Annotated in this window: 22 protein-coding genes; 17 read left to right on the top strand and 5 right to left on the bottom strand. The window is 67.2% G+C overall.

Annotated features, from left to right (window positions below):
- Nucleotides 1-13 precede the first annotated feature (13 nt).
- Genes QZ471_RS17350 through QZ471_RS17360 form a run of 3 tightly spaced genes read left to right on the top strand, consistent with a single transcriptional unit; the run spans nt 14 to nt 2,822 of the window.
- Nucleotides 14-1,030, top strand: coding sequence for an ABC transporter substrate-binding protein (locus QZ471_RS17350; protein ID WP_295466074.1), 1,017 nt, complete (start codon nt 14-16; stop codon nt 1,028-1,030).
- Nucleotides 1,027-2,061 carry an iron ABC transporter permease gene (locus QZ471_RS17355; protein WP_295466076.1) on the top strand — a complete coding sequence of 345 codons (1,035 nt, stop codon included), beginning with the start codon at nt 1,027-1,029 and terminating at the stop codon, nt 2,059-2,061. The genes QZ471_RS17350 and QZ471_RS17355 overlap by 4 nt, the downstream gene beginning before the upstream one ends.
- Complete coding sequence (locus QZ471_RS17360; protein WP_295466078.1) at nt 2,058-2,822, top strand: ABC transporter ATP-binding protein; 765 nt, start codon at nt 2,058-2,060, stop codon at nt 2,820-2,822. The genes QZ471_RS17355 and QZ471_RS17360 overlap by 4 nt, the downstream gene beginning before the upstream one ends.
- Here the strand turns inward: QZ471_RS17360 and QZ471_RS17365 are convergent.
- Entirely contained in the window at nt 2,807-3,325 is a 519-nt protein-coding gene (locus tag QZ471_RS17365) for an Mpo1-like protein (protein WP_295466079.1), read from the bottom strand. The genes QZ471_RS17360 and QZ471_RS17365 overlap by 16 nt on opposite strands.
- Before the next feature lie 140 nt (nt 3,326-3,465).
- Between QZ471_RS17365 and QZ471_RS17370 the strand changes: the two genes are divergently transcribed.
- Entirely contained in the window at nt 3,466-4,320 is an 855-nt protein-coding gene (locus tag QZ471_RS17370) for an IclR family transcriptional regulator C-terminal domain-containing protein (RefSeq protein WP_295466081.1), read from the top strand.
- Between the two features lie 23 nt (nt 4,321-4,343).
- Here the strand turns inward: QZ471_RS17370 and QZ471_RS17375 are convergent, their stop codons facing one another.
- Nucleotides 4,344-7,238 carry an autotransporter domain-containing protein gene (locus QZ471_RS17375; RefSeq protein ID WP_295466727.1) on the bottom strand — a complete coding sequence of 965 codons (2,895 nt, stop codon included), beginning with the start codon at nt 7,236-7,238 and terminating at the stop codon, nt 4,344-4,346.
- Between the two features lie 430 nt (nt 7,239-7,668).
- On the opposite strand from QZ471_RS17375, the gene QZ471_RS17380 reads away from it, so the two are divergent.
- The 5 genes from QZ471_RS17380 to QZ471_RS17400 all read left to right on the top strand — a co-directional run bounded on the left by QZ471_RS17380 (nt 7,669) and on the right by QZ471_RS17400 (nt 13,491).
- Nucleotides 7,669-8,634 (top strand): AraC family transcriptional regulator, encoded by a 966-nt coding sequence (locus QZ471_RS17380; protein ID WP_295466083.1) that lies wholly within the window; start codon nt 7,669-7,671, stop codon nt 8,632-8,634.
- A gap of 124 nt (nt 8,635-8,758) precedes the next feature.
- Nucleotides 8,759-9,943: an outer membrane protein transport protein gene (locus QZ471_RS17385; RefSeq protein WP_295466085.1), complete on the top strand. Its 1,185-nt coding sequence runs from the start codon at nt 8,759-8,761 to the stop codon at nt 9,941-9,943.
- Nucleotides 9,944-9,955: 12 nt separating this feature from the next.
- On the top strand, nt 9,956-10,681 hold the full coding sequence (locus QZ471_RS17390; RefSeq protein WP_295466087.1) for an alpha/beta hydrolase family protein: 726 nt from the start codon (nt 9,956-9,958) through the stop codon (nt 10,679-10,681).
- Nucleotides 10,682-10,707: 26 nt separating this feature from the next.
- Complete coding sequence (gene salA, locus QZ471_RS17395) at nt 10,708-11,982, top strand: salicylate 1-monooxygenase (protein ID WP_295466089.1); 1,275 nt, start codon at nt 10,708-10,710, stop codon at nt 11,980-11,982.
- A 129-nt stretch (nt 11,983-12,111) separates the two neighbouring features.
- Complete coding sequence (locus tag QZ471_RS17400) at nt 12,112-13,491, top strand: MFS transporter (RefSeq protein WP_295466091.1); 1,380 nt, start codon at nt 12,112-12,114, stop codon at nt 13,489-13,491.
- A gap of 233 nt (nt 13,492-13,724) precedes the next feature.
- Here the strand turns inward: QZ471_RS17400 and QZ471_RS17405 are convergent, their stop codons facing one another.
- The gene (locus QZ471_RS17405; RefSeq protein WP_295466737.1) at nt 13,725-14,516 is read right to left on the bottom strand and encodes a DUF3800 domain-containing protein; all 792 of its coding nucleotides are present in this window, start codon (nt 14,514-14,516) and stop codon (nt 13,725-13,727) included.
- Between the two features lie 494 nt (nt 14,517-15,010).
- Between QZ471_RS17405 and QZ471_RS17410 the strand changes: the two genes are divergently transcribed.
- The gene (locus QZ471_RS17410) at nt 15,011-15,949 is read left to right on the top strand and encodes a class I SAM-dependent methyltransferase (protein WP_295466093.1); all 939 of its coding nucleotides are present in this window, start codon (nt 15,011-15,013) and stop codon (nt 15,947-15,949) included.
- A 316-nt stretch (nt 15,950-16,265) separates the two neighbouring features.
- Here QZ471_RS17410 and QZ471_RS17415 read toward each other — a convergent pair whose 3' ends face one another.
- Both QZ471_RS17415 and QZ471_RS17420 read right to left on the bottom strand, forming a co-directional pair.
- The gene (locus QZ471_RS17415) at nt 16,266-17,387 is read right to left on the bottom strand and encodes a cellulase family glycosylhydrolase (protein WP_295466095.1); all 1,122 of its coding nucleotides are present in this window, start codon (nt 17,385-17,387) and stop codon (nt 16,266-16,268) included.
- A gap of 280 nt (nt 17,388-17,667) precedes the next feature.
- Complete coding sequence (locus QZ471_RS17420; RefSeq protein WP_295466097.1) at nt 17,668-17,892, bottom strand: VF530 family protein; 225 nt, start codon at nt 17,890-17,892, stop codon at nt 17,668-17,670.
- Nucleotides 17,893-18,099: 207 nt separating this feature from the next.
- On the opposite strand from QZ471_RS17420, the gene QZ471_RS17425 reads away from it, so the two are divergent.
- From QZ471_RS17425 to pcaC, 7 genes are all read left to right on the top strand, one after another.
- Nucleotides 18,100-18,948, top strand: coding sequence for a CoA transferase subunit A (locus tag QZ471_RS17425; protein ID WP_295466099.1), 849 nt, complete (start codon nt 18,100-18,102; stop codon nt 18,946-18,948).
- A 3-nt stretch (nt 18,949-18,951) separates the two neighbouring features.
- Complete coding sequence (locus tag QZ471_RS17430; RefSeq protein WP_058784257.1) at nt 18,952-19,737, top strand: CoA-transferase subunit beta; 786 nt, start codon at nt 18,952-18,954, stop codon at nt 19,735-19,737.
- On the top strand, nt 19,734-20,948 hold the full coding sequence (gene pcaF / locus QZ471_RS17435; protein WP_295466103.1) for a 3-oxoadipyl-CoA thiolase: 1,215 nt from the start codon (nt 19,734-19,736) through the stop codon (nt 20,946-20,948). Before QZ471_RS17430 ends, pcaF begins: the two co-directional genes overlap by 4 nt.
- Before the next feature lie 219 nt (nt 20,949-21,167).
- Complete coding sequence (locus QZ471_RS17440) at nt 21,168-22,460, top strand: MFS family transporter (RefSeq protein WP_295466105.1); 1,293 nt, start codon at nt 21,168-21,170, stop codon at nt 22,458-22,460.
- A 15-nt stretch (nt 22,461-22,475) separates the two neighbouring features.
- Nucleotides 22,476-23,834, top strand: coding sequence for a 3-carboxy-cis,cis-muconate cycloisomerase (locus QZ471_RS17445; RefSeq protein WP_295466107.1), 1,359 nt, complete (start codon nt 22,476-22,478; stop codon nt 23,832-23,834).
- 16 nt (nt 23,835-23,850) lie between these two features.
- Complete coding sequence (gene pcaD, locus QZ471_RS17450) at nt 23,851-24,639, top strand: 3-oxoadipate enol-lactonase (RefSeq protein WP_295466109.1); 789 nt, start codon at nt 23,851-23,853, stop codon at nt 24,637-24,639.
- An 11-nt stretch (nt 24,640-24,650) separates the two neighbouring features.
- Nucleotides 24,651-25,046: a 4-carboxymuconolactone decarboxylase gene (gene pcaC, locus QZ471_RS17455; protein WP_295466111.1), complete on the top strand. Its 396-nt coding sequence runs from the start codon at nt 24,651-24,653 to the stop codon at nt 25,044-25,046.
- Nucleotides 25,047-25,152: the final 106 nt, after the last annotated feature.

The following is a 25,152-nucleotide window of genomic DNA, read 5'->3' on the forward strand; positions in this document are numbered from 1 at the left end:
CCAAGGAGAGTCCATGTTTCGCCATCTTCTGCCGCTGCTCGCCGCCGGCCTGTTGTCCGCTGCCTCTCTCACAACCCAGGCGGCCACCGCCTATCCGCTAACCGTGCACAACTGCGGTCGTGACCTGGTCTTCGAGCGCGCGCCCCAGCGGCTGGTCAGCCTCGGCCAGGCCAGCACCGAGCTGCTGCTGCGCCTGGGCGTAGGGTCGCGAATAGTGGGTACCGGTGTCTGGTTCGGCGGCTTGCCCAAGGATCTGCAGGAGGCCGGCAAGGGCATTCCGCGCCTGGCCGACAATGCGCCCAGCTTCGAAGCCGTGGTCGGCACCCGACCGGACCTGGTGGCGGCCCAGTACACCTATCACGTCGGCCCCGGCGGCGAGGTGGCGGACTTCCCGCGCTTCGCCAAGCTGGGGATCGCCGCCTACGTGGCGCCCAGCGATTGCGAAGGCAAGGCGGTCACCGCCGACTCCAACAGCGACGGCAGCCGCAGCTCGCCCTTCGACATGAATCTGGTGACTCGCGAGGCACATGAACTGGCGGCCATCCTCGATGTGCAGCCGGCCGGTGAGCATCTGGTCGCCGAACTGGACCGCCGCATCGCCGCCGCCGGCGAGCAGGCCAAGGCGGCCGGCGTCCAGGGGCGTTCGGTGCTGTTCTGGTTTTCTAGTCCGCGGTTAGAGGGCGATCCCTGGGTCGCCGGCAATCTCGGCGCACCGGCCTGGATCGCCCGGGCCCTGGGGCTGCGCAATGTGGTCGACAGCGCCGAGGAATGGCCGGCGGTGAGCTGGGAGCGCGTCGCCGCCCTGGACCCGGACTATCTCGTGGTGGCGCGTATGGATCGTCGTCTCTACCCGGCCGATGACGTGGACAAGAAGCTGGCCTTTCTGCGTAGCGATCCCCTGACCCGCGAATTGCGCGCGGTGCGCGAGAATCATCTGCTGGTGGTGGACGCCGCGACCCTCAACCCCTCGCTGCGGGTCGTGGACGGCGTCGAAGCCCTGGCTGCCGACCTGGCCAAGCCGCAACCATGAGTCTGCCCCTGGCCGCCGAGGGCGCCCGGCCCTGGCGCTGGCTGCTGGGCCTGGCCGCGGTGCTGGCCCTGGCGGCCAGCGTGGTGTTGGCGGCGTCCTTCGGCGAGATGCCCATCGCGCCCCTGACCAGCCTGCAGGCCATCGCCAACGGCCTCGGCTTGGGGCCCTATCCGGTGGAGCGCATCGTCCAGGGCATCGTCTGGGAATACCGCCTCAGCCGCGCCCTGGTGGCCGCCTGCTGTGGCGCGGGGCTGGCGGTGTCCGGCGCCATCCTTCAGGCGCTGCTGCGCAATGCCCTGGCCGAACCCTATGTGCTGGGCCTGTCGGCCGGTGCCTCCACCGGCGCAGTGCTGGTGATGCTGCTGGGCGTCGGTGGTGGGATGCTTGGCGTGTCCCTGGGCGCCTTCCTCGGCGCGGTGCTGGCCTTCGCCGTGGTGCTGCCCTTCCTCGGCAGCGGCGGCAGCACCCGCATCATCCTCGCCGGAGTGGCCGCCTCTCAGCTGTTCAATGCCCTGACCGCCTATATCGTCGCCACCGCGGCCAATGCCGAGCAGGCGCGCAGCGTGATGTTCTGGCTGCTCGGCAGCCTGGCCGGGGTGCGCTGGCCGGATGTCTGGCTGGCCGCCGGGGTGGTGCTCGCCGGCCTGCTGGTGTGCCTGGCCTGCGCCCGGGCGCTGGATGCCTTTGCCTTCGGGGAAGACGCCGCCGCCAGCCTCGGGGTCGCCGTGGGGCCGCTACGGCTGCTGCTGTTGGCGGTCACTGGCTTGATCACCGCCTGCCTGGTCAGCCTGGTGGGCGCGGTGGGCTTCGTCGGCCTGGTGATCCCCCATGTGGCGCGTTTCCTGGTCGGGCCGGGACATGGCCGGTTGCTGCCTACCTGCGCCCTGATCGGCGCCCTGTTCATGGTGCTGGCCGATATCGTCGCCCGCACCCTGGTGGCCAAGCAGACCCTGCCCATCGGCGTCGTCACCGCCCTGGTGGGCGCGCCGGCCTTCGCCTTGATCCTCTATCGCGCCCGGGAGGTCCGATGAGTCTCGCCGCGCAGGACGTGGCCTGGAGCGCCGGCGGCCAGCCGATCCTCCGGGGCGTGACCCTGCAGGTGCCACCCGGCGGGGTGCTCGGCCTGCTCGGCCCCAACGGCTCGGGCAAGTCCAGCCTGCTGCGGTTGTTGGCCGGACTGCGGCGGCCAGAGGAGGGGGCGGTCAGTCTCGACAAGACGCCGCTGTCTGAGGTGCGCCGCCGCGACCTGGCGCGCCGCGTCGCCCTGGTGGAGCAGCAGGCCGGCACCGAGGCCGATCTCTCGGTGGCCGAGGTGGTACGCCTGGGGCGCACGCCCCATCGCGGCCTGCTCGACGCCTGGAGCGCGCGCGACGCCGAGGTCTGCCAGCGTGCCCTGGCCCAGGTCGGTCTGGTCGACAAGGCCGGTCGCCGTTGGCATAGCCTCTCCGGTGGCGAACGCCAGCGCGCCCAGATCGCCCGCGCCCTGGCCCAGGAGCCCAGTGAACTCCTGCTGGACGAGCCCACCAACCACCTCGACATCCAGCACCAGTTGGAAATCCTCGACCTGGTGCGGCGCTTGCCGGCCACCTGCGTGCTGGCCATCCACGACCTCAACCTGGCCGCGCTGTTCTGCGACCGCCTGGCGGTGCTCCAGGACGGCCGCCTGGTGGCCGAAGGCGCCCCGGGCACGGTGCTGACGGCAGAGCTGATCCAGCAGGTCTGGGGCGTGCGGGCGCAGGTAGCCTTGGATGGCCCCGACGCCCGCCCGACGATCCGCTACCGGCTGGGCTGACGGCGCCGTACCGGGCCGGCCCGTTCTTCGATGGTCCGCCGCAGGTCCGGGCGGCCACCCATCAGGAACACGGCTTCGGTAGCGATGAACAGCGGGCCGATGGCCAGGCCGGCCAGGTCGTCGAGAAAGGCCGGCTTGCGCCCCTCGTAATGGTGCCCCACGAACTGGATGGCCCAGCCGACCAGGAACAGGCCCAGCCCCCAGGTCAGCCAGACGCCCGTGGCCTGGGCCGCCAGTGCGGCACCCAGCCAGAGGGCAAGACCGAGCAGGACGCTCATCAGCAGGCCTAACGGCCGATCCAGACGTAGGTAGAAGAGGGCCACCGCACCGGCCAGCGGTACCGTGGGTGACAGTGGCCAGCCGGCCAGGCTGAAGACCGGACGCGACAGCAGGATGGCCACCGCCAGGACGATCATCAGGATGCCGGGGAAGTGGCTGGCGATATTGCGCGGGTCGCGGTGATAACGGGCGTACTGACTGAGGTGATCTTCCAGGGTCTTCATCGGCGGCCATCCGTATGTCTGGCGGAGGTTTCAGCATGCGCCCGAGCGGTCGTTTTGTCTGCCTGACAGTAGATCATCAGGATTGCGATAATCGCCCCTTCGCTCGATAATCGATCAAAAGCCTGCCGAGGACCGCCCCGATGGACGATAACCGCACCGCTCACGCCACCGGCCTGCCGCCGCTGGCGGCGCCGCCCATCATCGCCTCGCCGGCCAAGCGCATCGAGGCCTTCACCGGCGACCCGAACTTCATGACCTCCCTGGCGCGTGGGTTGGCGGTGATCCACGCCTTCCAGGAACGCAAGCGCCAGCTGACCATCGCCCAGATCAGCCATCGCACCGAGATCCCTCGCGCCGCGGTGCGCCGTTGCCTGCATACCCTGATGAAGCTGGGCTACGTCACCACCGACGGTCGCACCTATTCGCTGCTGCCCAAGGTGCTGACCCTGGGCCATGCCTATCTGTCGTCGACGCCGCTGGCGGTCACCGCCCAGCCGGTGCTCGATCGCCTGAGCGAACAGCTGCACGAGGCCTGCTCCATGGCCACCCTGGAGGGCGACGAGATCCTCTACATCGCCCGCTCGGCGACGCCGCAGCGGCTGATCTCGGTGGATCTCAGCGTCGGTAGCCGGCTACCGGCCTATTGCACCTCCATGGGCCGCATTCTGCTCGCCGCCCTGGACGATGCCGCGCTACACGACTATCTGGAGCACGCCGACCTGCAGGCCAAGACCAGTCGCACCCTCTATCAGCCGCCGGCGCTCATCGAGTGCCTGGGCCAGGTGCGGCAGCAGGGCTACGTGATCGTCGATCAGGAGCTGGAAGTGGGGCTGAGATCCCTGGCAGTGCCCTTGAGAGACGCGGCCGGCCAGGTGCTGGCGTCGCTCAACGTCGGCACCCATGCCAGCCGGGTCAGCCGCCAGGAGCTGGAGGCGAAATTCCTGCCGGTGTTGCTGGCGGCCAGTGAAGAGCTGAGCACCCGGCTGTTCCACTAGCCGGGCACTCCGCCAACCTGGGCTTAGAAGCGCACCGTCAGCCCGGCATTCACCGAGTGGAAGCGGGTGTCCGAGCCGAACTGGCCCTGGTAGGACAGTCCTACGTCGGTCAGTCGGTTCACCCGCAGGGTCGCCCCGACCTCGGTTACCGCGGTGTCGCGCGCCTGTGGCACGCCCTGCACCTCGAAGCTCGGACCGCCGGCGAAGGACTGCACGTTGCGCGGGTCCAGATCACCATAGGCGCGGCGCCAGCCCAGCGAGCCATAGAGCTGCGTTTCGTGGTTGGCCAGCCGGGTGTTGGCCGTCGCGCGCAGGCCCAGCGTCGAGAAGAAGGTGTCCTGGGTGTCGCTGGAGATGTCCAGCGCGGCCGGGCCGCCTTTCTCGTGTAGGTCCGCGGCGTCGAAGCGCACGTAGGAGAGCCCGGCGAAGGGTTCCAGCACCACCTGGCCGAAGGGGATGCGATAGGCGGCTTCACCCCCGGCCTGCAGGGATTCGGCGTTGCGCTTGCCGGTCAGGCGATCGCTGTAGCTGGCGAAGCCGACGTCGCGCTCGCTCTCCAGGCGATGCCAGGTGTAGCCCAGGTCGGCACTCAGGCGCAGGGCGTCGATCTGGCCGCCGGTGTAGAGGCCGAGGTGGTAGTTGTCGCTGTGGCCGCTGGCATCGCGATCGTCGGCGTTGAAGTTCGAGCGGCTGTAGCCGCCGTAAATGCCGCCGCGCCAATCCTCGGTGAAGCTGCCGTCGGCACCGATCAGCACGCCACCGGTGTCTTGCCGCAGGCCGCTGGCGCCGTTCTGGCCGCCCAGGCGGGTCCAGTTGCCGAAGGGCTGTACCCAGGCGCCGTTTTCCGCCGGTGCGGTGCCGGGCTGGAAGTTGAGCGCCATGGCCGGCATGCGCAGCGAACCCAGGTCCAGCAGGCTGCGCAGACGATTGCCGAGGACGCCGGAGACCACCTGGCTGTTGGCGATCAAGGCGGTCGAGGTACTGGCCTGGTAATCGCCGGACAACTGGTCGGCGGCCTCGCGGGCGCTGGCTGCATCCAGGATCAGCAGGTTGTTGTACAGGCGCAGGGGGGCGCCGCTCTGGGCCAGCTCGCCGAGGGCGCCCGCGGTGTTCCACTGGTTGGAGGTTTCCATCACGGTCTGGAAGATGCCCGGATTGGTCGGGGTGCCGGTGCCCGGATTGCCTGGGTTCGACGGATTCCCGGGATTGCTGGGATTGCCTGGATTCGATGGATTGCCGGGATTCGTGGGGGTAGTGTCCTTTTGCGCGATGGTCAGATTGAGGTCGGTGGCCGTCCGCTGCAGGCTCACGTCGAGGAAGGCCGAGTTGCTCACCGCCTGGGCATAGGCGGTGCCCTGAGCGGCACCGTCGACCAGGCCGCCCTGGGCGCGCAGCAGGGTATAGCTCTGGCCGCTCTGGTAGCTTTGCTGCGGGTCCAGAGCGGTCACCGCGACCTGAGTGCCGCGCAGGGTGGCGGTGCCGCTGACGTTGATGCGGTCGCCCGTACCGTTGCCGGCGATGTCCGCGGCGTAACGCGAGCCGGAGGCCATGTCCAGGTTGCCCTGGATGCTCAGGGTGCCGATGGCGCCCTCGCCGGGCGAGAGGGTACCGCCGGAGGCCACTGTAGTGCTGCCGACCTGGCCGTTACCGGCCAGGACACCACCGTCCAGCACCTGGGCGCTGTTGGTGTAGGTGTCGAATTGGGTGCGGCCGACGGTGCCATTGACCACCAGGGTGCCGTTGCCGACGTTCAGCCGCGAATAACTCTGGGAGAAGCTGGAAGCACCGCCCAGGTTGACCTGGTCGACGTTCCCGGCGAGCACCAGCCGGCCGCCGCGCACCACGACGGAGCCGGAGAAGCCGGAGAGATCGCCACTCATCGTGGTGTCCCCGGCGAAGGAGTAGATCCGCCCTTGGCCGCCTACGCTGTTGCCGAATTGCAGGCCGCTGTCGGTATGGTTGAAGGCCAGGGTACCGCGGCCGGGACCGAAGCGGACGGCGGTCTGGGGATCCAGTTGCCCAGCGGCCTGGGCGCTACTGGCGGTGACGGAGTCGTAGGCGCTACTGCCATCGTCCACCGTCACGCCGCCGCCGATGCTGAGAGCGCCACTCGCGGCGGTGTTGACCCCGGTCAGGGTGCCGAGGGTCAGGCCGTTGCCGGCGCTCAGCTGGGCGCCGTTGGAGAGTGTCAGCACGGTGCTGGAGCTGGTGGTGCCGAGGGTCAAGCCTTGGGCCACGGCCAACTGCGTGCCTTGGCCGGAGACGGTCACCTGGGTATTGCGGTCGTTGTGCGCCGAGCCCAGCGCCAGGGTGTTGCTGGTCAGCACCGCGCCGTCGCTCAGGCTGAGGTCGTTCTTGGTGGTGAAGGCGCCGCTGTTGTCCCAGCGGCTGCCGTTGCCCGAGAGCTGGGTGACCGAGTCGATGGCGACCTGTTGGCTGGTGATGTGGCCGCCGTTGGCGACCGTGATGCGCGAGTCGTACAGCAAGCCGGACCAGCCGGCATTCACATTGACGGTGTCGAGCAGGGAATTCTGTCCGTTCACCACCAGCTCCGCGCGGGACAGCGCATTGCCGGTGTTGCCGTTGCTACTCAACTGCAGATCCCTGACCGATACCTGGGCACCGTCATCGATGGTGAGAATGCCCCGACCGCTGCTGCCGATCAGGATGGTATTGCCCAGCACGTAAGGCGTTTGCGGCACCGTCCAGTGGGTACCGGCGCCCGTTACCAGGATGCTGCCCTGGCCGACGTTGGCGGCGGAGTTGCTGGAAGGGCTGCTGACCTCGCCGCCCTGGCTGGTCACGGTCGCGCCGTTGTTGATGACGAGGCTGGCGGTGCCGCCACTGCCTGGCCTGACCACTACTTCGCCATTGATGGTTCGATCCGAGCTCCAGGTTTCCTGGCCACTGCTGATCACATAGTCCGCCGCCTGGGCCTGCGGCAACAGCGCAAGGGTGATGGCGAGGGCGAGCGGGGATTGTTTGAATAGGGGCTTCATAACGACTCCAGAGACTCCATGGGTGTCAGGGTGGCAGCGACCTTTGTCGCCACCTCGACCTTTCCTGACCGGCCGGTAGCCAGCGCGGGAAGTATCTGGAGCCGCTCTGCAGCGACGAATAGTACGGGTGTACAGCTAGTGCTTCTGTACTAGTGGCGATTGGCCGTGGATCGCCTTGGCTGTCGTCGGGGACGCAAATGGCTATCTCGTCGTGGCGCCGATCCCGCGGCATGGTGCGGTGGGGCGCCATACCCTGGGGGTATGGACAGGCAACCTCGCTGGTATTGGACAGGTGCTAGAGCGGCTGCGCATCCTGGCGGCATAACAACAAACTGCCAGGAGCATCGCCATGGACAGGGTCTTGCTGAGTGAACGCAGCCAGGTCTTCGCTGCCTGCGCGCCCGGTCAGGTCTCGGAGTACGTCGGTCGTCATCTGGGCAACCATCGCCTGCAGATCGGCCGCGACGTCGCCGCCCGGGCCAGTCTCGCCCATCGTCCTTTCGCCGCCCTCGACCTCTGCCGGCTGCACTACGCCGGCCAGGTGCGCATCCTCGCCCCCGCGCTCGACGACCTCTACCACCTGCAGATCCTCTTGCGCGGTCGCTGCCTTTGGCAGGGCCGTGACGGCTCGCGCTGCTACGGCCCCGGCGAGTTGATGCTGCTCAATCCCAGCGAGCCGGTGGACCTGGTCTACTCCGACGACTGCGAGAAGTTCATCGTCAAGCTACCGGCGACGCTGCTGGAGCGTGTCTGCCAGGCCCGCGGCTGGAGTCTGCCGGCTGCGGGCATCCGCTTCACCCGACCTCAGGCGCAACGTCCTTCCAGCGACATCCTCGACCTGCTCAGCCTGATCTGCCATGAGGCCGAGACGGCGCTGCCCGGGGGCTTTCACGAGCCCTACCTGCAGATCCTGGCGAGCAAGCTGCTGCTGCAATTGCCGAGCAACCTGGCTGCGCCGGCGAGCAGGAGGGAACCCTGCAATCGCTTCGCCCAACTGGTGGAGCTTATCGAGGCGCAGCTGGACGCAGAACTCACGCCGCGCCAACTGGCTGCCCAGGTGCACCTCAGCGAGCGGGCCCTGTTCAGCCTGTTCCAGCGCGAGGTCGGCTGCTCGCCGCTGGAATTCGTGCGGCAACGTCGGCTGGAGCGGGTCCGCCAGGTGCTGCTCGATCCCCAGGCGAGCGCGCGCAGCGTGACCGAGGTGGCCCTGGCCCATGGCTTCCTGCACCTGGGGCGTTTCGCCCAGCAGTATCGGGTGCGGTTCGGCGAAACGCCCTCGACCACCTGGCGCGACGGCCGAGCTAGACGGCGGTAGGCGGATAGTCCCGCACAGTGGCGGGATAGTGACGAGGGTGAGTGGAGGCGAGCATGGACACCAGGGACGCCAGACGTCCCGCCCAGCGACAACGCTCCTACAACAACAACTCGAGCGCACCGCCATGTCCAAGCCTTTCGCGTTATCCGCCAGCACGGTTCTGCCCGTCGCCTCCGCCTTGCTGCTCGGTCTCGGCACCAGCCTGCCGGTCCAGGCCAACAATGGTGTCCAACTGCCCGCCTATGGCGCCAAGGCCATGGGCATGGCCGGGGTGTCCATCGCCCTGCCGCAGGATGCCGCCGCCTCCGCCAACAACCCGGCCGGCATGGCCCTGCTGGGCAATCGCTTCGACGCCGATCTGACCCTGTTGCGGGCACCGATCCGCACCGAGGTCGGCAACAACCACTATGCCGACAATGCCGTGGTCGCCGTGCCCACCGGCGGCTTCAACCGGGTCATCAACGAGGATCTGAGCGCCGGTCTCTCGGTGTTCGGCCAGGGCATCGCCCTGGACTACGGCGAGCCGGTGTTCGGTACCCATGACCTCAAGTCCAGCCTGCAGCAGGTGGTGCTGGCGCCCACCGTCACCTGGCGCCTGGCTCCGGGTCACTATATCGGCTTCTCGCCGCGGCTGGCTTACCAGCGCCTGGACATCGCCGGGCTGGAAGGCTTCGGCTTCGCCAGTCCGGGGGCCGACAAGGCCTATGGCGGCGGCTTCGCCCTGGGCTACCAGGGCGCCCTGAGCGAGCGCCTGAGCCTGGGCATCAGCTACGCCAGTCCGCTGTGGTTCCAGCGCCTGAAGCGCTATCGCGGCCTGTTGCCGGACGGTCGCCTGAACCTGCCGCAGCAGGCCGGCGTCGGCCTGGCATTCAAGGCCACCCCGCAACTGACCCTGGCTGCCGACGCCCTGTGGATCAACTGGTCCGGCGAGCATGCCTATGGCAATCGCCTCACCGAAGGTGGACCCCTGGGCGCCAGCGACGGACCCGGCTTCGGCTGGCGCGATCAGAAAATCCTGCGTTTCGGCGCCAGCTACGAGCTGAACGAGCAGTGGACGCTGCGTGCCGGCGCCTCCTTCTCCAACCACTTCATCCCCAGCAGCGAAGCCACCTTCGCCACCCTGGCCCCGCTGGCCCAGTACGACCACTACAGCCTCGGCGCCAGCTATCGGCTGGGCAACGGCTGGGAGCTCACCGGCAGCTACCTCTATGCGGTCAACGACCGCCTCAAAGGCAGCGGCGCCAGCCAGGGCATCACCGTCGGCACCGACGTCAACTATCTCAATCTCGGCATTGGCTACCGCTTCTAGGAGGACGACACCATGACCACTACCTACCTGCTGATCCATGGTTCCTGGCACGACGGCCGTGCCTGGGACGGCGTCGCCCAGGCCCTGCGTGCCCAGGGTGCCGAGGTGCATGCCCCGACCCTGGCTGGCCACGGTCACGGCGCGGACCTGGCGGCCAGCCACGCCGACTGCGTGGATTCCCTGGTCGACTACGTGCGCCGCCACGACCTGCATGACGTGGTCGCCCTCGGCCACAGCTGGGGCGGCACCGTACTGCAGCGCCTGGCCGAGATCGAGACCGCGCGGCTCAAGCGGCTGGTGTTCCACAACGCCTTCGTGCTGCGTGACGGCGAGGCGCTGTTCGACCTGGTACCGCCGCACTACCAGGCTCTCTGGCGCCAGCTGGAGCAACCCGATGGCGGCATCATGCTGCCCTTTCCGGTGTTCCGGGACGCCTTCATCGGCGATGCCAGCCTGGAGCAGGCCCAGGCGGTCTATGCCGAGTACCTCACCCCGACCCCGGCGCGTAGCCACTTCGACGCCGTGCCGCTGAAGACCTTCGACAGCCTGCCGCTGCCGCGCAGCTGGCTCTACGCCCAGGACGACGTGGCCCTGCCGCCCGGCCAGTACGGCTGGCACCCGCGCCTGAGCGAGCGCCTGGGCGGCTATCGCCTGGTGTCCCTGGCCGGTAGCCACGAGGTGCTCTTCACTCGGCCCCAGGCCCTGGCCGAAGCCATCCACCTGGCCGGTCGCGACTAGCGGCAGGCCCTGCGCGAGGAATTCCCATGAACGCTCCCCTCAACGTCGCCATCGTCGGTGGTGGCATCGCCGGCGTCGGCCTGGCCCTCGGCCTGAAGGACGCGCCGCACCTCAAGGTCACCCTGTTCGAATCCGCCCCGGCCTTCGGCGAGATCGGCGCCGGGGTGTCCTTCGGCGCCAACGCCGTGCGCGCCCTGGCCGGGCTGGGCATGGCCGAGCCCTACCAGGCCCTGGCCGACCGCACCCCCGAACCCTGGCAGGACGTCTGGTTCGAGTGGCGCCGCGGCAGCGATGCCGGCTACCTGGGCGCTACCCTGGCGCCGGGCGTCGGCCAGTCCTCCATCCACCGCGCCGACTTCCTCGACGCCCTGGCGCGCCGGCTGCCCACGGGCCTGGCGGTGTTCGGCAAGCGCGCCTGCGGCCTGCAGCAGGACGCCGCGGGCGCCACCCTGAGCTTTACCGACGGCACCACCCATCATTGCGACCTGGTACTGGCCGCCGACGGCATCAAGTCCGGCCTGCGCGCGCCGGTCCTGGCCGGCCACGGCTTGAGCGATCCGGGACCGCGCTTCACCGGCAGCGTCGCCTATCGCGGCCTGGTGGAGCGCGAGCTGTTACGCGAGCGCTTTCGCGCCGCCGGACTCGACCAGCACCTGCTCGACGTACCGCAGATGTACCTGGCCCAGGACGGCCATATCCTCACCTTCCCAATCAAGCAGGGGCGGATCATCAATATCGTCGCCTTCCTCACCGCCCAGCCACGCTCGGCGGTCTGGCCGGCGGACCAGCCCTGGGTACGCAACGCCAGTCGCGCTGAGGTGGGGGCGGCCTTCGCCGACTGGGGCCTGGCGGCGCGCACCCTGGTGGAGTCCATCGCCTCGCCGACGCTCTGGGCGCTGCACGACCTCGAAGAGCTGCCGCACTACGTGCACGGGCGCGCCGCACTGCTCGGCGATGCTGCCCACGCCATGCTGCCGCACCAGGGCGCCGGCGCCGGTCAGGGTCTGGAAGACGCCTGGTTCCTGCGCGAACTGCTGATCGATCCGCAAGTGGAACAGGGCAACCTTGAGCGGGTGCTGCAGGCCTACGAACGCTGGCGCCTGCCCCGCGCCTGCCGAACCCAGCGCACCTCCTGGGAGGCCGGCGAACTCTACGAGTACCGCGATAGGACCGTCGGCGACGACGAGGCCCGTCTGGGCCAGACCCTGGCCCAGCGCTTCGCCTGGCTCTGGCAGCACGATCTCTTGAGCGACGTGCGCGAGGCCCGGCGCTGGTTGGGCTGGGCGCTGCAACCCGCCTGAGACCGACCGGTCAGGAAAAGCGGTCGATTATCGATCAGGTCGCCGATAATCGAATTGTCAGGGCATTGGGGAGGGGCTTAAGGTCGGGCGAGCGTCGTATGACGGAATAACAACAATGAGCGCCTCGCCATGACCCAAGCCTTCGAATCCACCGCCTTGCCCTTGGCCGGCAGTCCCGCGCCGGCCGTGTCCGGCACCCTGGACGTCCAGCAGTTCATCAATCGCCAGGCGCTGTCCGCCTACCAGTGGCGCATCGTCGCCCTGTGTTTCCTGATCGTCTTCCTCGATGGCCTGGATACCGCCGCCATGGGTTTCATCGCCCCGGCGTTGTCGGTGGAGTGGGGCATTCCGCGCGCCAGCCTCGGGCCGGTGATGAGCGCCGCCCTGGGCGGCATGGTCTTCGGCGCGCTGTTCTCCGGTCCGCTGGCGGATCGCTTCGGCCGCAAGGGCGTTTTGGTGGTCGCCACCTTCATCTTCGGTGGCTTCAGCCTGCTGTCGGCCTTCAGTGCCAACCTCGACCAACTGGTGGTCCTGAGATTCCTCACCGGCCTGGGCCTCGGCGCCGCCATGCCCAATGCCACCACGCTGCTCTCGGAATACACCCCCGAGCGGCTCAAGTCGTTGCTGGTGACCAGCATGTTCTGCGGTTTCAACCTGGGTATGGCCGGTGGTGGCTTCGTCTCGGCCTGGATGATCCCGGCCTACGGCTGGCACAGTCTGCTGGTGCTGGGTGGCGTACTGCCCCTGGCGCTGGCCGTGGTGCTGCTGCTCTGGCTGCCGGAGTCGGCACGCTACCTGGTGGTGCATGGCAAGAGCGCCGAGCGCATCCGCAAGGTTCTCGCCCCTATCGGCAGCGAGGCCGCCGAGGCGCGGCACTTCGTGGTGCCCGAGCAGCGGACGGTCAAGGCTGGCAATGTCTTCGCGGTGATCTTCAATCGCACCTTCAGCGCCGGCACCCTGCTGCTGTGGCTGACCTATTTCATGGGCCTGGTGATCGTCTACCTGCTCACCAGCTGGTTGCCGACCCTAATGCGCGACGCCGGTGCCAGCCTGGAGCAGGCCGCGCTGATCGGCGCGCTGTTCCAATTCGGCGGGGTGCTCAGCGCGGTGTTCGTCGGCTGGGCCATGGACAGATTCAATCCGCACAAGGTGATCGGCCTGTTCTATGCCCTCGCCGGCATCTTCGCCTACTGCGTCGGCCAGAGCCTGGGGCAGGTCGCCCTGGTAGCCACCCTGGTGCTGGTGGCCGGCATGTGCATCAACGGCGCCCAGTCGGCCATGCCCTCGCTGGCGGCGCGCTACTACCCGACCCATGGCCGCGCCACCGGAGTGTCCTGGATGCTCGGTATCGGCCGCTTCGGCGCCATCACCGGCGCCTGGATGGGCGCGACCCTGCTGGGCCTGGGCTGGACCTTCACCCAGGTGCTCACCGCGCTGCTGGTGCCGGCCGGTCTCGCCGCCCTGGCCGTGCTGATCAAGGGGGGGGTCAGCCACGCCGATGCGACTTGAGAGGAAGTGTCAGGGTTGGGCTACGCATTGGAAGCGCAGGCAACCTGCCTGTTCAGCAGCTTGTAAGACTAGCGCTAGATCGCTTCCCTTGGTTCTGTACGCGGCCAGGATGTAACGCGAAGTCCGCTCGTGGGGTAGCGGCCTTGCCCGCTTGCGCATCTTTGCATATCAACTCTACAATCACTAAATAAATGGACTGGGGGTTCCCGGTCGGCGTCATGGCCTCGGTGCGATCACCGGGGCCTTTCGCTTTCTAGCGGTGGGTGAATTTTCAAGCCCCAGCCTTCGAAGCCTATGCCTACCTGCATACGGCCACCGCTGCAGAAGAATTTTCGCTTCAGCAGGTCGAAAGCCCGGTTCGGCTGCTCGGGTTTGACGACCGATAGTCCTATAGGCCGTGCTACCAGATCTGCCAGTTGCAGGCCGGAAGAGTTGGTCTTCTTGTCGGCGAAGACGATCTCGAAAGGTAGTATTCGACTGAATCTATTGTCTCCAGCACACAGGCGCCTGAATTCAAGTTCAAGTTCCGCGTCTTCTCGTCTGCCCCGGCATTCCACCACGATATGCGTCGTCAATGACTGTTCCTGCTTTTCTTCGAGAAACTCGTACAGCGTCTCTAAACAAAAGCCCAGCGCCAGGTGGTAAGGATTGTCGCTCCGCTCACGCAAGCGATGCTTGTCGATGACGCAAGCGATCAGGATGAAGTTGCTGGTTTCGATGATGTCCGTCAGCTCATCCAGGAAGAGCTCTTTATGTTGGCGACTGTCGAAGCGGAAACCACTCTTCTCCTTGCGAATGTCGGTTTCATGCAAGACCACGAGATCATGTCCAAAATGTTTGAACTTGAAGGTCTCGATTGAAGGCACTACGCGTTGGGCATAGTGGTTCTTGTGGAAAATGCAGAAGGCTAGGGTAAAAACGGGATAGTTAGGGTCAATTCGTTCCAGTCCATGGTCCCCACTTTCATCTACGTAGACGACATATCTGCTGAATGATTTTTCTGTCCGAACAGGCTCTGCACTCATGGCAGGCGGCTCGTCGACGGCAGGGAAAAGCGGTAGTTGGTGAGAGTGCAGCCCTGTTTGGTCCTGCGGCGTCGCGGTGCGTGTATCCATCGTCATGGGTTTGGCTGCACGAAGTAAAGGGTATGGAAAAGATAACGCTGTGACAGGACATGGCGCCACAGTCGCACGAATCTTTCGAAATTATAAAGATAGAGTCATCTTGGGAATACGTTGAGCGACGCGCCAACATTCATGTCGACGATTAAACCGGGGTACAGATCGCTCGACTGAGCGGCGGGCTAGGCAAGATGGATGCGCATTAGTTCATCATGCGCCAAGTATCTTCGTGGTGGTGAGGGGGTGGTAAAAGAATTCAATCCCGAAGAGGCGCCGCGGTGCTTTGGCAGTGTTCTGCTCGCACTCGCCTAGCGCGTAATCAGGCATTGTCATGGTTATCCCTCGGGACGATCGGTTTCGGCGTAGCATGCACGCCTTGTCCCGCTATAGATCCGACCATGAACACCGCCATTCTCGCCACCCTGACCAATCTCCTGACCTCTGCCCTGGCCGACCCGCCCCGCGAAGCGCGCCGGTTGATCCATGGCCGCGGCCGCTTGCTGCCAGGGCTTGAGCAGCTCACCGTCGACTGGCTGGAAGGCGTGGTGCGGGTCTGCCTGTTTCGCGAATTGCCAGCCGCCGAGCTGGAGGCCTTGCGCGCCACCCTGGTGGCGCTGGCGGAGACCCCGGCCTGGACCGGCAGCGGGGCGCGCAGTCTGCTGCTGCAACACCGCTATCGCCTCGACGCCGCCAGCGAGGCGCTGATTGGTGCGCCAGTGGGGGAGCATGTCATCCATGAGGACGGCCTGAAATTCGGCCTGGATCTCTCCCGCCATCAGAACATGGGGCTGTTCCTCGACATGCGCCTGGGCCGCCGCTGGGTGCGCGAGCAGGCGGCCGGGCGGCGGGTGCTCAATCTCTTCGCCTACACCTGTGGCTTCTCCGTGGCCGCCATCGCCGGGGATGCGGCCCAGGTGGTCAACCTGGACATGGCGCGCGGGCCCCTGACCCGCGGGCGGGAGAACCATCGCCTTAACGGCCACGACCTCGGCAAGGTCGCCTTTCTCGGGCACGAACTGTTCAAGTCCTGGGGCAAGGTGCGCAAGCTGGGGCCCTACGATCTGGTGATCGTCGATCCGCCCAGCTTCCAGCAGGGCAGCTTCGCCCTGACCAAGGACTACGCGCGCATCCTGCGCCGCCTGCCGGAGCTGCTCACCCCCGGTGGCCAGGTGCTGGCCTGCGTCAACGATCCCGGCGTGGGCGCGGACTTCCTCATCGCTGGCATGGCCCAGGAGGCGCCGAGCCTGGCCTTCGTCGAACGTCTGGCCAACCCGCCAGAATTCGCCGATGAAGACCCCGAAGGTGGGCTCAAGGTGCTGGTGTTCCGGCAGGGCTGAGCGCCTGGCTGTTGGCGTCTGGGCGTAAGTGGGTGCTGAGCCAACGCTGCCCGTGTTCCGCCGCGCGGGGATCGTGGCAGCGTCTCATCCAGACGTTTCGCGGTGGCTCTGTGTCAGTGGAAAACGCTGCGCGGTTTTCCACGCTACGGTGAGCGTGGCCAGGGCGGTCCGTCGATGTGGATCTAGGGAGAAGGGATCCTTTGATCGCGGCCATGGGCCGCTCCTACGGTGCCTGTAGGAGCGGCCCATGGCCGCGATAGGCCGGCACATCTTAGGCGCGGCCACATCGACGGACCGCCATGGCCGCGATAGGCCCTTATTGGAGAGAGCCTTTGGGGCCTGGGGCAGGGCGCGGCTTCGGTGCGGGCGGCGGGGTCGCCTTGCCGGGGCCTTGGCTGGTGCAGCGCTGGCCGGCCTTGAGGTACTTGCTGGCGATCTTCCAGGCCGGTGCGTCCTGGCCGTTGCGGGGTTCCAGGCTGAGGTTGTAGTCACCCCAGCCCGGGCCGCCGGCCCAGAGAGTGACCGGCAGGCAATTATCGGCCAGGTACTTGAGCGTATTCTCGAAGGGTACCAGCCAGTTCGGATTGTCGTTGGGAATGCCCAGTTCGCCGAGCAAACCCTGCTTGTTGTTGACCTTGAGCCATTCGACGAAGGGCTTGAGGCGGTTCACCCCGACCATCGGATCCTGGGGACCGGCGTCATCGGGATGGTCGTAGGTGCCGCTGTTGTTGCGATCCAGATAGGTGTGGGCCGAATAGATCAGCTTGTTGGCGGGGTCCTTGATGTCGAGCAGACCCACGCTGCCCCAGACGTCCCACAGCCAGGCGCTGGAATAGCCCTCGCCCTCGATGATCACCGGATGGACGCTGTCGTAGCGGCGAACCCCGTCGACCCCGGCCTGCATGATCTTGACGATGTTGTTGTCGGTGTAGACCGGTTCGTTGGACAGGTCGTAGCCGTACAGACCGGGGTGGTTGCCGAAGCGCAGGGCCAGGCGCTGGTAGAGATCGGTGAAGGCCTTGAAGGGCACGGCGTCGCTGCCCACCAGCTCGCCGCGGTAGCGCACCGAGTTGTGCAGGTCGAGCAGGATGCGGATGCCGTTCTTGTGCGCATAGCCCAGGGTCTTGCCGATCAGGTCGGCGTAGGCACTGTCCAGCGGCCCCATGAGCGTGGGCTGGAGTCGCTCCCAGAGGATCGGCAGACGCACGGTCTTGACCCCGCGCGCGCTCCAGTCCTTGAAGTATTGTTCGCTCGGGAAGACGTAGTTGACCCCATTGGTACCCGGCAGCACCTGGGGCGCGAAGGAGGCGGCGGAGAGGTTGATACCGATCAGGTCGATCCCGGCCTGGGCCAGAGGGGCGCTACCCAGCAAGAGCAGGGCGAGGGTGGCAGTGCGCAGCCGCAAGCAGGCAGCGGCAGGTCGCCGGACAGAGGGCATGGGAGCATCCTTGCAGAGCCGATGGGGAGGTGGTGAGGCGACGGTAGCACTACGAAAAAGTGCGTCGTAGAGGGCTTCGCTGGCAATTTTGCCATTAGGTGATGGCCATCACGGGCTGTGCGCGATGTTCTTCGGCGGTCAGGTGATCCAGGCACCCCCCGCGTCGGGGAGGACCTACGCAAACACCGGGGCAGAGGCTGCCCTGCCGATAGGTATGGCGGGTGCTACGAGCGTCCTTCACCTACGCTCACCGGGCCTTGGGCGAGCGTCCTCCTACCGCTCAGGTCGCGCGCTTGGGCAACCGTCGATAGAGCTGTTCCACCTTCTCCCGCGCCCAGGGCGTGCGCCGCAGGAAGGTCAGGCTGGATTTGATGCTGGGTTCGTGGGTGAAGCAGCGCAGCGGAATGCGGCGCCCGAGTTCTTCCCAGCCGTGATGCTCCACCAGGCGGGTGAGCAGGGCTTCGAGGGTGATGCCTTCGAGGGCGGGGCGGGATTTGTCGGACATCGGTTGGGCTCTTGGCTAGGATAGGGCAGTGTAGCCGGTGCGCCGGCTGACCGCGTACCGGTCGGGTCGATAGCCTGCTGAGCAATCCTGTTCGATAATCGAACTATTAGTCGATTATCGGATTGTTTGCGCCGGTAGGGCTTTGTAGTCTGATCCCAGACCGCCGCACCGGGCGGCGCCGATAACAAAGACGCGAGTCGACAATCCATGGCCCAGATCCTGTCCCTGAGCGAAGCCATCCAGCGCTTCGTCCACGATGGTGACACCGTCGCCCTCGAAGGCTTCACCCACCTCATCCCGACCGCCGCCGCCCACGAGTTGATCCGCCAGAACCGGCGCGATCTGACCCTGGTGCGCATGACCCCCGACCTGGTCTACGACCTGCTGATCGGCGCCGGCTGCGCCAAGCGGCTGATCTTCTCCTGGGGTGGCAACCCCGGCGTCGGCTCCCTGCACCGCCTGCGTGACGCGGTGGAGAAGGGCTGGCCGCACAAGCTGGACATCTCCGAGCACAGCCACGCGGCCCTGGCCAACGCCTATGTCGCCGGTGCCTCCAACCTGCCGTTCGCCGTGCTGCGTGGCTATCAGGGCTCGGACCTGGTCAAGGTCAACCCGGACATCAAATTCATCGAATGCCCCTTCACCGGCGAGAAGCTCGCCGCGGTGCCCAGCGTGCGTCCGGACGTCACCGTCATCCACGCGCAAAAGGCCGACCGCCAGGGCAACGTACTGATCCAGGGCATCCTCGGCGTGCAGAAGGAAGCCGCCCTGGCCGCCCAGCGCTGCATCGTCACCGTGGAAGAGATCGTCGACGACCTCCAGGCGCCGATGAACGCCTGCGTGCTGCCGACCTGGGCGCTGAGCGCCGTCTGCGTGGTACCGGGTGGGGCGCATCCGTCCTATGCCCACGGCTACTACGAGCGCGACAACCGCTTCTACCAGGCCTGGGACCCGATCGCCCGCGACCGCGATACCTTCACCCAGTGGATCGACACCTACATCCGCGGTACCGCGGACTTCGCCGCCTTCCAGGCGAAGCTGGCTGCGGAGGCCTGAATCATGAGCGACTTCACCACCAATGAAATGATGACCGTGGCCGCCGCGCGCCGCCTCGGCAATGGCAGCGTCTGCTTCGTCGGCATCGGCCTGCCGTCCACCGCGGCGAATCTGGCGCGCCTGACCCATGCGCCGGACGTGGTGCTGATCTACGAATCCGGCCCCATCGGCGCCAAGCCCACGGTGCTGCCGCTGTCCATCGGCGACGGCGAACTGGCCGAGACCGCCGACACCGTGGTGCCCACCGGCGAGATCTTCCGCTACTGGCTGCAGGGCGGGCGCATCGACGTCGGCTTCCTGGGTGCCGCCCAGGTCGACCGCTTCGGCAACATCAACACCACGGTGATCGGTGACTACAACCAGCCCAAGGTCCGCCTGCCGGGCGCTGGCGGCGCGCCGGAGATCGCCGGCTCGGCCAAGGAGGTGCTGATCATCCTCAAGCAGTCGCACCGCAGCTTCGTCGACAAGCTGGCCTTCATCACCTCGGTGGGTTACGGCGAGGGTGGCGATCATCGCCAGCAGCTGGGCCTGCCGGGCAAGGGCCCGACCGCCATCATCACCGACCTCTGCATCATGGAGCCGGAAGCCGGCACCCACGAATTCGTGGTGACCGCCCTGCATCCCGGGGTGACTCGCGAGCAGGTGGTGGCTGCTACCGGCTGGGCCATCCGCTTCGCCGACCAGGTCGCCACCACCGAGGCGCCCACCGCCACCGAACTCGACGCCCTGCGCGATCTGCAGGCGCGTACTGCTGCCGCTCATGGCGGCCAGAAGGGAGGTGAGGAATGAGTCGCGCCGTCTATATCTGCGACGCCGTCCGCACGCCCATCGGCCGGCTCAACGGCGGACTGTCCGCCGTGCGCGCCGACGATCTGGCGGCCATCCCGCTCAAGGCATTGCAGGAGCGTAACCCGCAGGTGGACTGGTTCGCCGTGGACGAGGTGTTCATGGGCTGCGCCAACCAGGCCGGCGAAGACAATCGCAACGTGGCGCGCATGGCGGTGCTGCTGTCGGGATTACCGGAAACCGTACCGGGCGTGACGCTGAATCGTCTCTGCGCCTCGGGCATGGAGGCGGTGGGCCAGGCCTACCGCGCCATCGCCCTGGGCGAGATGGACCTGGTGATCGCCGCCGGGGTGGAGTCCATGACCCGCGCGCCCTATGTCATGGGCAAGGCCGACAGCGCCTTCGGGCGCGGCCAGAAGCTGGAAGACACCACCCTGGGCTGGCGCTTCGTCAATCCGGCGCTGAAGGAAGCCTATGGCGTCGACAGCATGCCGGTCACCGGCGATAACGTCGCCGCCGACTATGGCGTCAGCCGCGCCGACCAGGACGCCTTCGGCCTGCGCAGCCAGCAACGCGCCGCCGCGGCCCAGGAGTCCGGTTACTACGCCGAGGAAATCGTCCCGGTAACCATCAAGGGCAAGAAGGGCGACGTGGTGGTGGAGCGCGACGAGCATCCCCGCCCGGATACCACCGCTGACGGCCTGGCCAAGCTCAAGCCGGTCAACGGCCCGGATAAGACCGTCACCGCTGGCAACGCCTCGGGGCTCAACGATGGCGCCTCGGCGATCATCCTGGCCTCGGCGGAAGCCGTGAAGAAGCACGGCCTCAGGCCGCGCGCCAAGGTACTGGGCATGGCCAGCGGCGGGGTAGCGCCGCGCATCATGGGCGTCGGCCCGACGCCGGCGGTGCGCAAGCTGCTGGGGCAACTGGACCTATCCATCGACGCCTTCGACGTCATCGAACTCAACGAAGCCTTCGCCGCCCAGGGGCTGGCGGTACTGCGCGAGCTGGGCGTGGCCGACGACAGTCCCAAGGTCAATCCCAACGGCGGTGCCATCGCCCTGGGCCATCCCCTGGGCATGAGCGGCAACCGCCTGGTGCTCACCGCGGTGCACCACCTGCAGAAGACCGGCGGCCGCCTGGGTCTCGCCACCATGTGCGTGGGTGTTGGCCAGGGGTTGGCGTTGGCGGTGGAGCGGGTGGACGGGATCTAAAGCTTTATCGCTCGGGCCATCGCGGCCATGGGCCGCTCCTACAAAAGCATGACCCTGTAGGAGCGGCCCATGGCCGCGATTCTCGGGGCCGAGCGTCGAGCAAACCACCCAAATCTCATCCACTCCATGCCCACAACCCCTGTAACCGCGTGTGTCTCCCAGAGTCCGAATGGCGGTAGTCTGTCTCCCGTCCATCCATACCTATAACTAAGGATTCCCATGAGCACGCAGCCACATTACAGCTTCGAGGAGCGCAAGAAGCGCATCTTCGCCATCGTCGGTGCCTCCTCCGGCAACCTGGTCGAGTGGTTCGACTTCTACGTCTACGCCTTCTGCTCCATCTACTTCGCCGCCGCCTTCTTCCCCAAGAGCGACCCCACCGTGCAGTTGCTCAACACCGCCGGGGTGTTCGCCGCGGGCTTTCTCATGCGGCCCATCGGTGGTTGGATCTTCGGTCGCATCGCCGACAAGTACGGTCGGCGCACCTCCATGGTCATCTCCATCCTGATGATGGGCGCCGGTTCCCTGGCCATCGCCTGCCTGCCCACCTATGCCAGCATCGGCGTCGCGGCGCCGGCCCTGTTGCTGCTCGCGCGACTGCTGCAAGGCATCTCGGTGGGCGGTGAATACGGCACCACCGCTACCTACATGAGCGAGGTGGCGCTGCGCGGCCAGCGTGGCTTCTTCGCCTCCTTCCAATACGTCACCCTGATCGGCGGCCAGTTGCTGGCGGTGCTGGTGGTGGTGATCCTGCAACAGGTCTTGAGCGACGCCGACCTGCGCGCCTGGGGCTGGCGGATTCCCTTCCTGGTCGGCGCCGTTGCCGCGGTGATCTCGCTGTTCCTGCGCCGTTCGCTGGAAGAGACCACCACCGCCGAGAGCCGCGCCAACAAGGAGGCCGGCACCCTGGGTGGCCTGTTCAAGCACCACAAGGCGGCCTTCTTCACGGTGCTCGGCTACACCGCCGGCGGCTCGCTGATCTTCTATACCTTCACCACCTACATGCAGAAGTACCTGGTCAACACCAGCGGTATGGATGCCAAGACCGCCAGTGGCGTGATGACCTGCGCCCTGCTGGTGTTCATGCTGATGCAGCCACTGTTCGGCATGCTCTCCGATCGCATCGGCCGCCGTGCCTCCATGCTGCTGTTCGGCGGTCTGGGCGCGGTCTGCACCTGGCCCATCCTTACCGCCCTGGCCAGCGTCCAGAGTCCCTTCGTGGCCTTCCTGCTGATCTGCCTGGCCATGGCCATCATCAGCCTCTACACCTCCATCAGCGGCCTGGTGAAGGCGGAGATGTTCCCGCCCGAGGTGCGCGCCCTGGGCGTGGGCCTGTCCTATGCGGTGGCCAACGCGCTCTTTGGCGGTTCAGCGGAATTCGTCGCCCTGAGCTTCAAGACCCAGGGGCACGAGGAAGTCTTCTATATCTATGTCTCGGTGATGCTGGCGGTGGCCTTCCTGGTCAGCCTGCGGCTGCCGCGGCAAGCCGCCTATCTGCACCACGACCACTAAGTCCGAGGAGTCCCCATGTCCAACCTGCTGTTCGACGCCTATTTCACCAACGCTGCCATGCGTGAGGTGTTCTGCGACCGGGGCCGACTGCAGGGCATGCTGGACTTCGAGGCGGCCCTGGCCCGTGCCGAGGCCGCGGTGGGGGTGATCCCGCAGGCGGCGGTGGCGCCCATCGCCGCCGCCTGCCGGGCGGAGCTGTATGACGCGGCCGAGCTGGCTCGCGCCGTGGTCAGTGCCGGCAACTCGGCCATTCCCCTGGTCAAGGCCCTGGGTCGGCAGATCGCCGCCGCGGATCCCGAAGCCGAGCGCCACGTGCATCGCGGCGCCACCAGCCAGGACGCCATGGACAGCGGGCTGGTGCTGCAGATTCGCCAGGCACTGGACCTCTTGGACGCCGACCTGGCACAACTGGCCGAGGCCCTCGCTACCCAGGCCGAGCGCCATGCCGGCACCGTGTTAGCCGGCCGTACCTGGCTGCAACACGCAACGCCGGTGACCCTGGGCATGAAACTGGCCGGGGTGCTGGGCGCCATCACCCGGCAGCGCCAACGCCTGGCCGAACTGCGACCAAGGGTGCTGGTGCTGCAATTCGGCGGTGCCTCGGGCAGCCTGGCCGCCCTGGGCGAGCAGGCCCTGCCGGTAGCCGAGGCCCTGGCTGGCGAGCTGGAACTGAGTCTGCCGGAGCAACCCTGGCACACCCAGCGTGATCGTCTCGTCGAAGTCGGCGCCTGGCTCGGCCTGGTGGCCGGCAGCCTGGGCAAGCTGGGGCGGGATCTCTCGCTGCTGATGCAGACCGAAGCCGCCGAGGTCTTCGAGCCTTCGGCGCCGGGCAAGGGTGGTTCCTCCACCATGCCCCACAAACGCAATCCGGTCGGCGCGGCCGTGCTCATCGCCGCCGCCACCCGCGCGCCGGGACTGGTCAGCACCCTGTTTTCCGCCATGCCCCAGGAGCACGAGCGCAGCCTCGGCCTCTGGCACGCCGAGTGGGAAACCCTGCCGGAACTGTTCTGCCTGGTCTCCGGCGCCCTGCAACAGGCCCAGGCCATCGTCGCCGGCCTGGAAGTGGACGCCGCACGCATGCAGGCCAACCTGGAGCTCACCCACGGCCTGGTGCTGGCCGAGGCGGTGAGCATCGCCCTGGCCGGCCGCCTGGGCCGCGAGGCCGCCCATCACCTGGTGGAGCAGAGCTGCAAGCGCGCCGTCCAGGAGGGTCGCCACCTGCGCCAGGTCCTCGGCGATACCCCCGAGGTAACCGCCGAGCTCTCCAGCGCCGAGCTGGATCGCTTGCTGGACCCCGCCCATTACCAGGGCCAGGCCCGGGCCTGGGTGGCCCGCGCCCTGGCCGAACACCGCTCTCTGCTTGCCCACTCCTAAACAAGAGGACTGCCTGATGCCCAGCGTACGTCTCGCCGATGGCGACCTGAACTACCGGCTGGAGGGCCCCGAGGGCGCTCCGGTGCTGATCCTGTCCAACTCCCTGGGCACCAACCTGGCCATGTGGGATGACCAGGCCGCGGCCTTCAGCGAGAGCTTCCGCCTGCTGCGCTACGACACCCGCGGTCACGGCGCGTCCCTGGTGACGCCCGGCCCCTATCGCATGGACCAGAACGGCCGCGACGTCCTGGCCCTGGCCGATGCCCTGGGCATCGATCGCTTCGCCTTCTGCGGGCTGTCCATGGGCGGTTCCATCGGCCAGTGGCTGGGCATCAACGCGCCCGAGCGGGTCACCCGCCTGGTCCTGTGCAACACCGGCGCCAAGATCGGCACCCCCGAGGTGTGGAATACCCGCATCCAGACCGTGGAAGCCGGCGGCGAGCAGGCCATGCGCGACCTACGTGACGCCTCCATCGGCCGCTGGTTTACCCCCGACTTCGCCAGCGCCGAGCCGGCGAAAGTCGACCGTATCGTCGCCATGCTCGCCAGCACCTCGCCCCAGGGCTACGCGGCCAACTGCGCGGCGGTGCGCGATGCCGACTTCCGCGAGGTGCTGGACGCCATCCAGGCGCCGACGCTGATCGTCGCCGGCACCCATGACGCCGTGACCACCCCGGCCGACGGACGCTTCCTGCAGGAACGCATCCCCGTCGCCGAGTACGTCGAGTTCCCCGCCGCCCACCTGTCCAACGTGCAGATGGGCGCTGCCTTCACCCAACGCGTGCTGGCCTTCCTCAGCGCCTAAAGGAGTCGATCTTGGACGAAAGAGAACGTTACGCAGCCGGCATGCAGGTCCGCCGCGCGGTGCTGGGCGATGCCCACGTCGACCGCAGCCTGGAAAAGCTGACGCCCTTCAACGAAGAATTCCAGGAGATGATCACCCGCCACGCCTGGGGCGACATCTGGACCCGCCCCGGTCTGCCGCGGCACACCCGTAGCCTGATCACCATCGCCATGCTCATCGGCATGAACCGCGAGGGTGAACTGCGCCTGCACCTGCGCGCGGCCCGTAGCAACGGGGTGACGCGGGAGGAGATCAAGGAGTTGATCATGCAGAGTGCCATCTACTGCGGCATCCCGGCGGCCAATGCCACCTTCCATCTGGCGGAGGCGGTGTGGGATGAGTTGGGGGTGGAGTCGTTGGAGGGGTGAGTTTTCCCCCCTCTGTTGCCCCCTTGAATGGCGCCCGCTGGAGTGATCTGGTGGGCGTTGTAGGTTGGGGTGAGCGAAGCGAAGCCCAACGGATTACGGTTAGGGT

It is taken from the genome of uncultured Pseudomonas sp., assembly GCF_913774235.1.
Lineage (GTDB): Bacteria > Pseudomonadota > Gammaproteobacteria > Pseudomonadales > Pseudomonadaceae > Chryseomonas.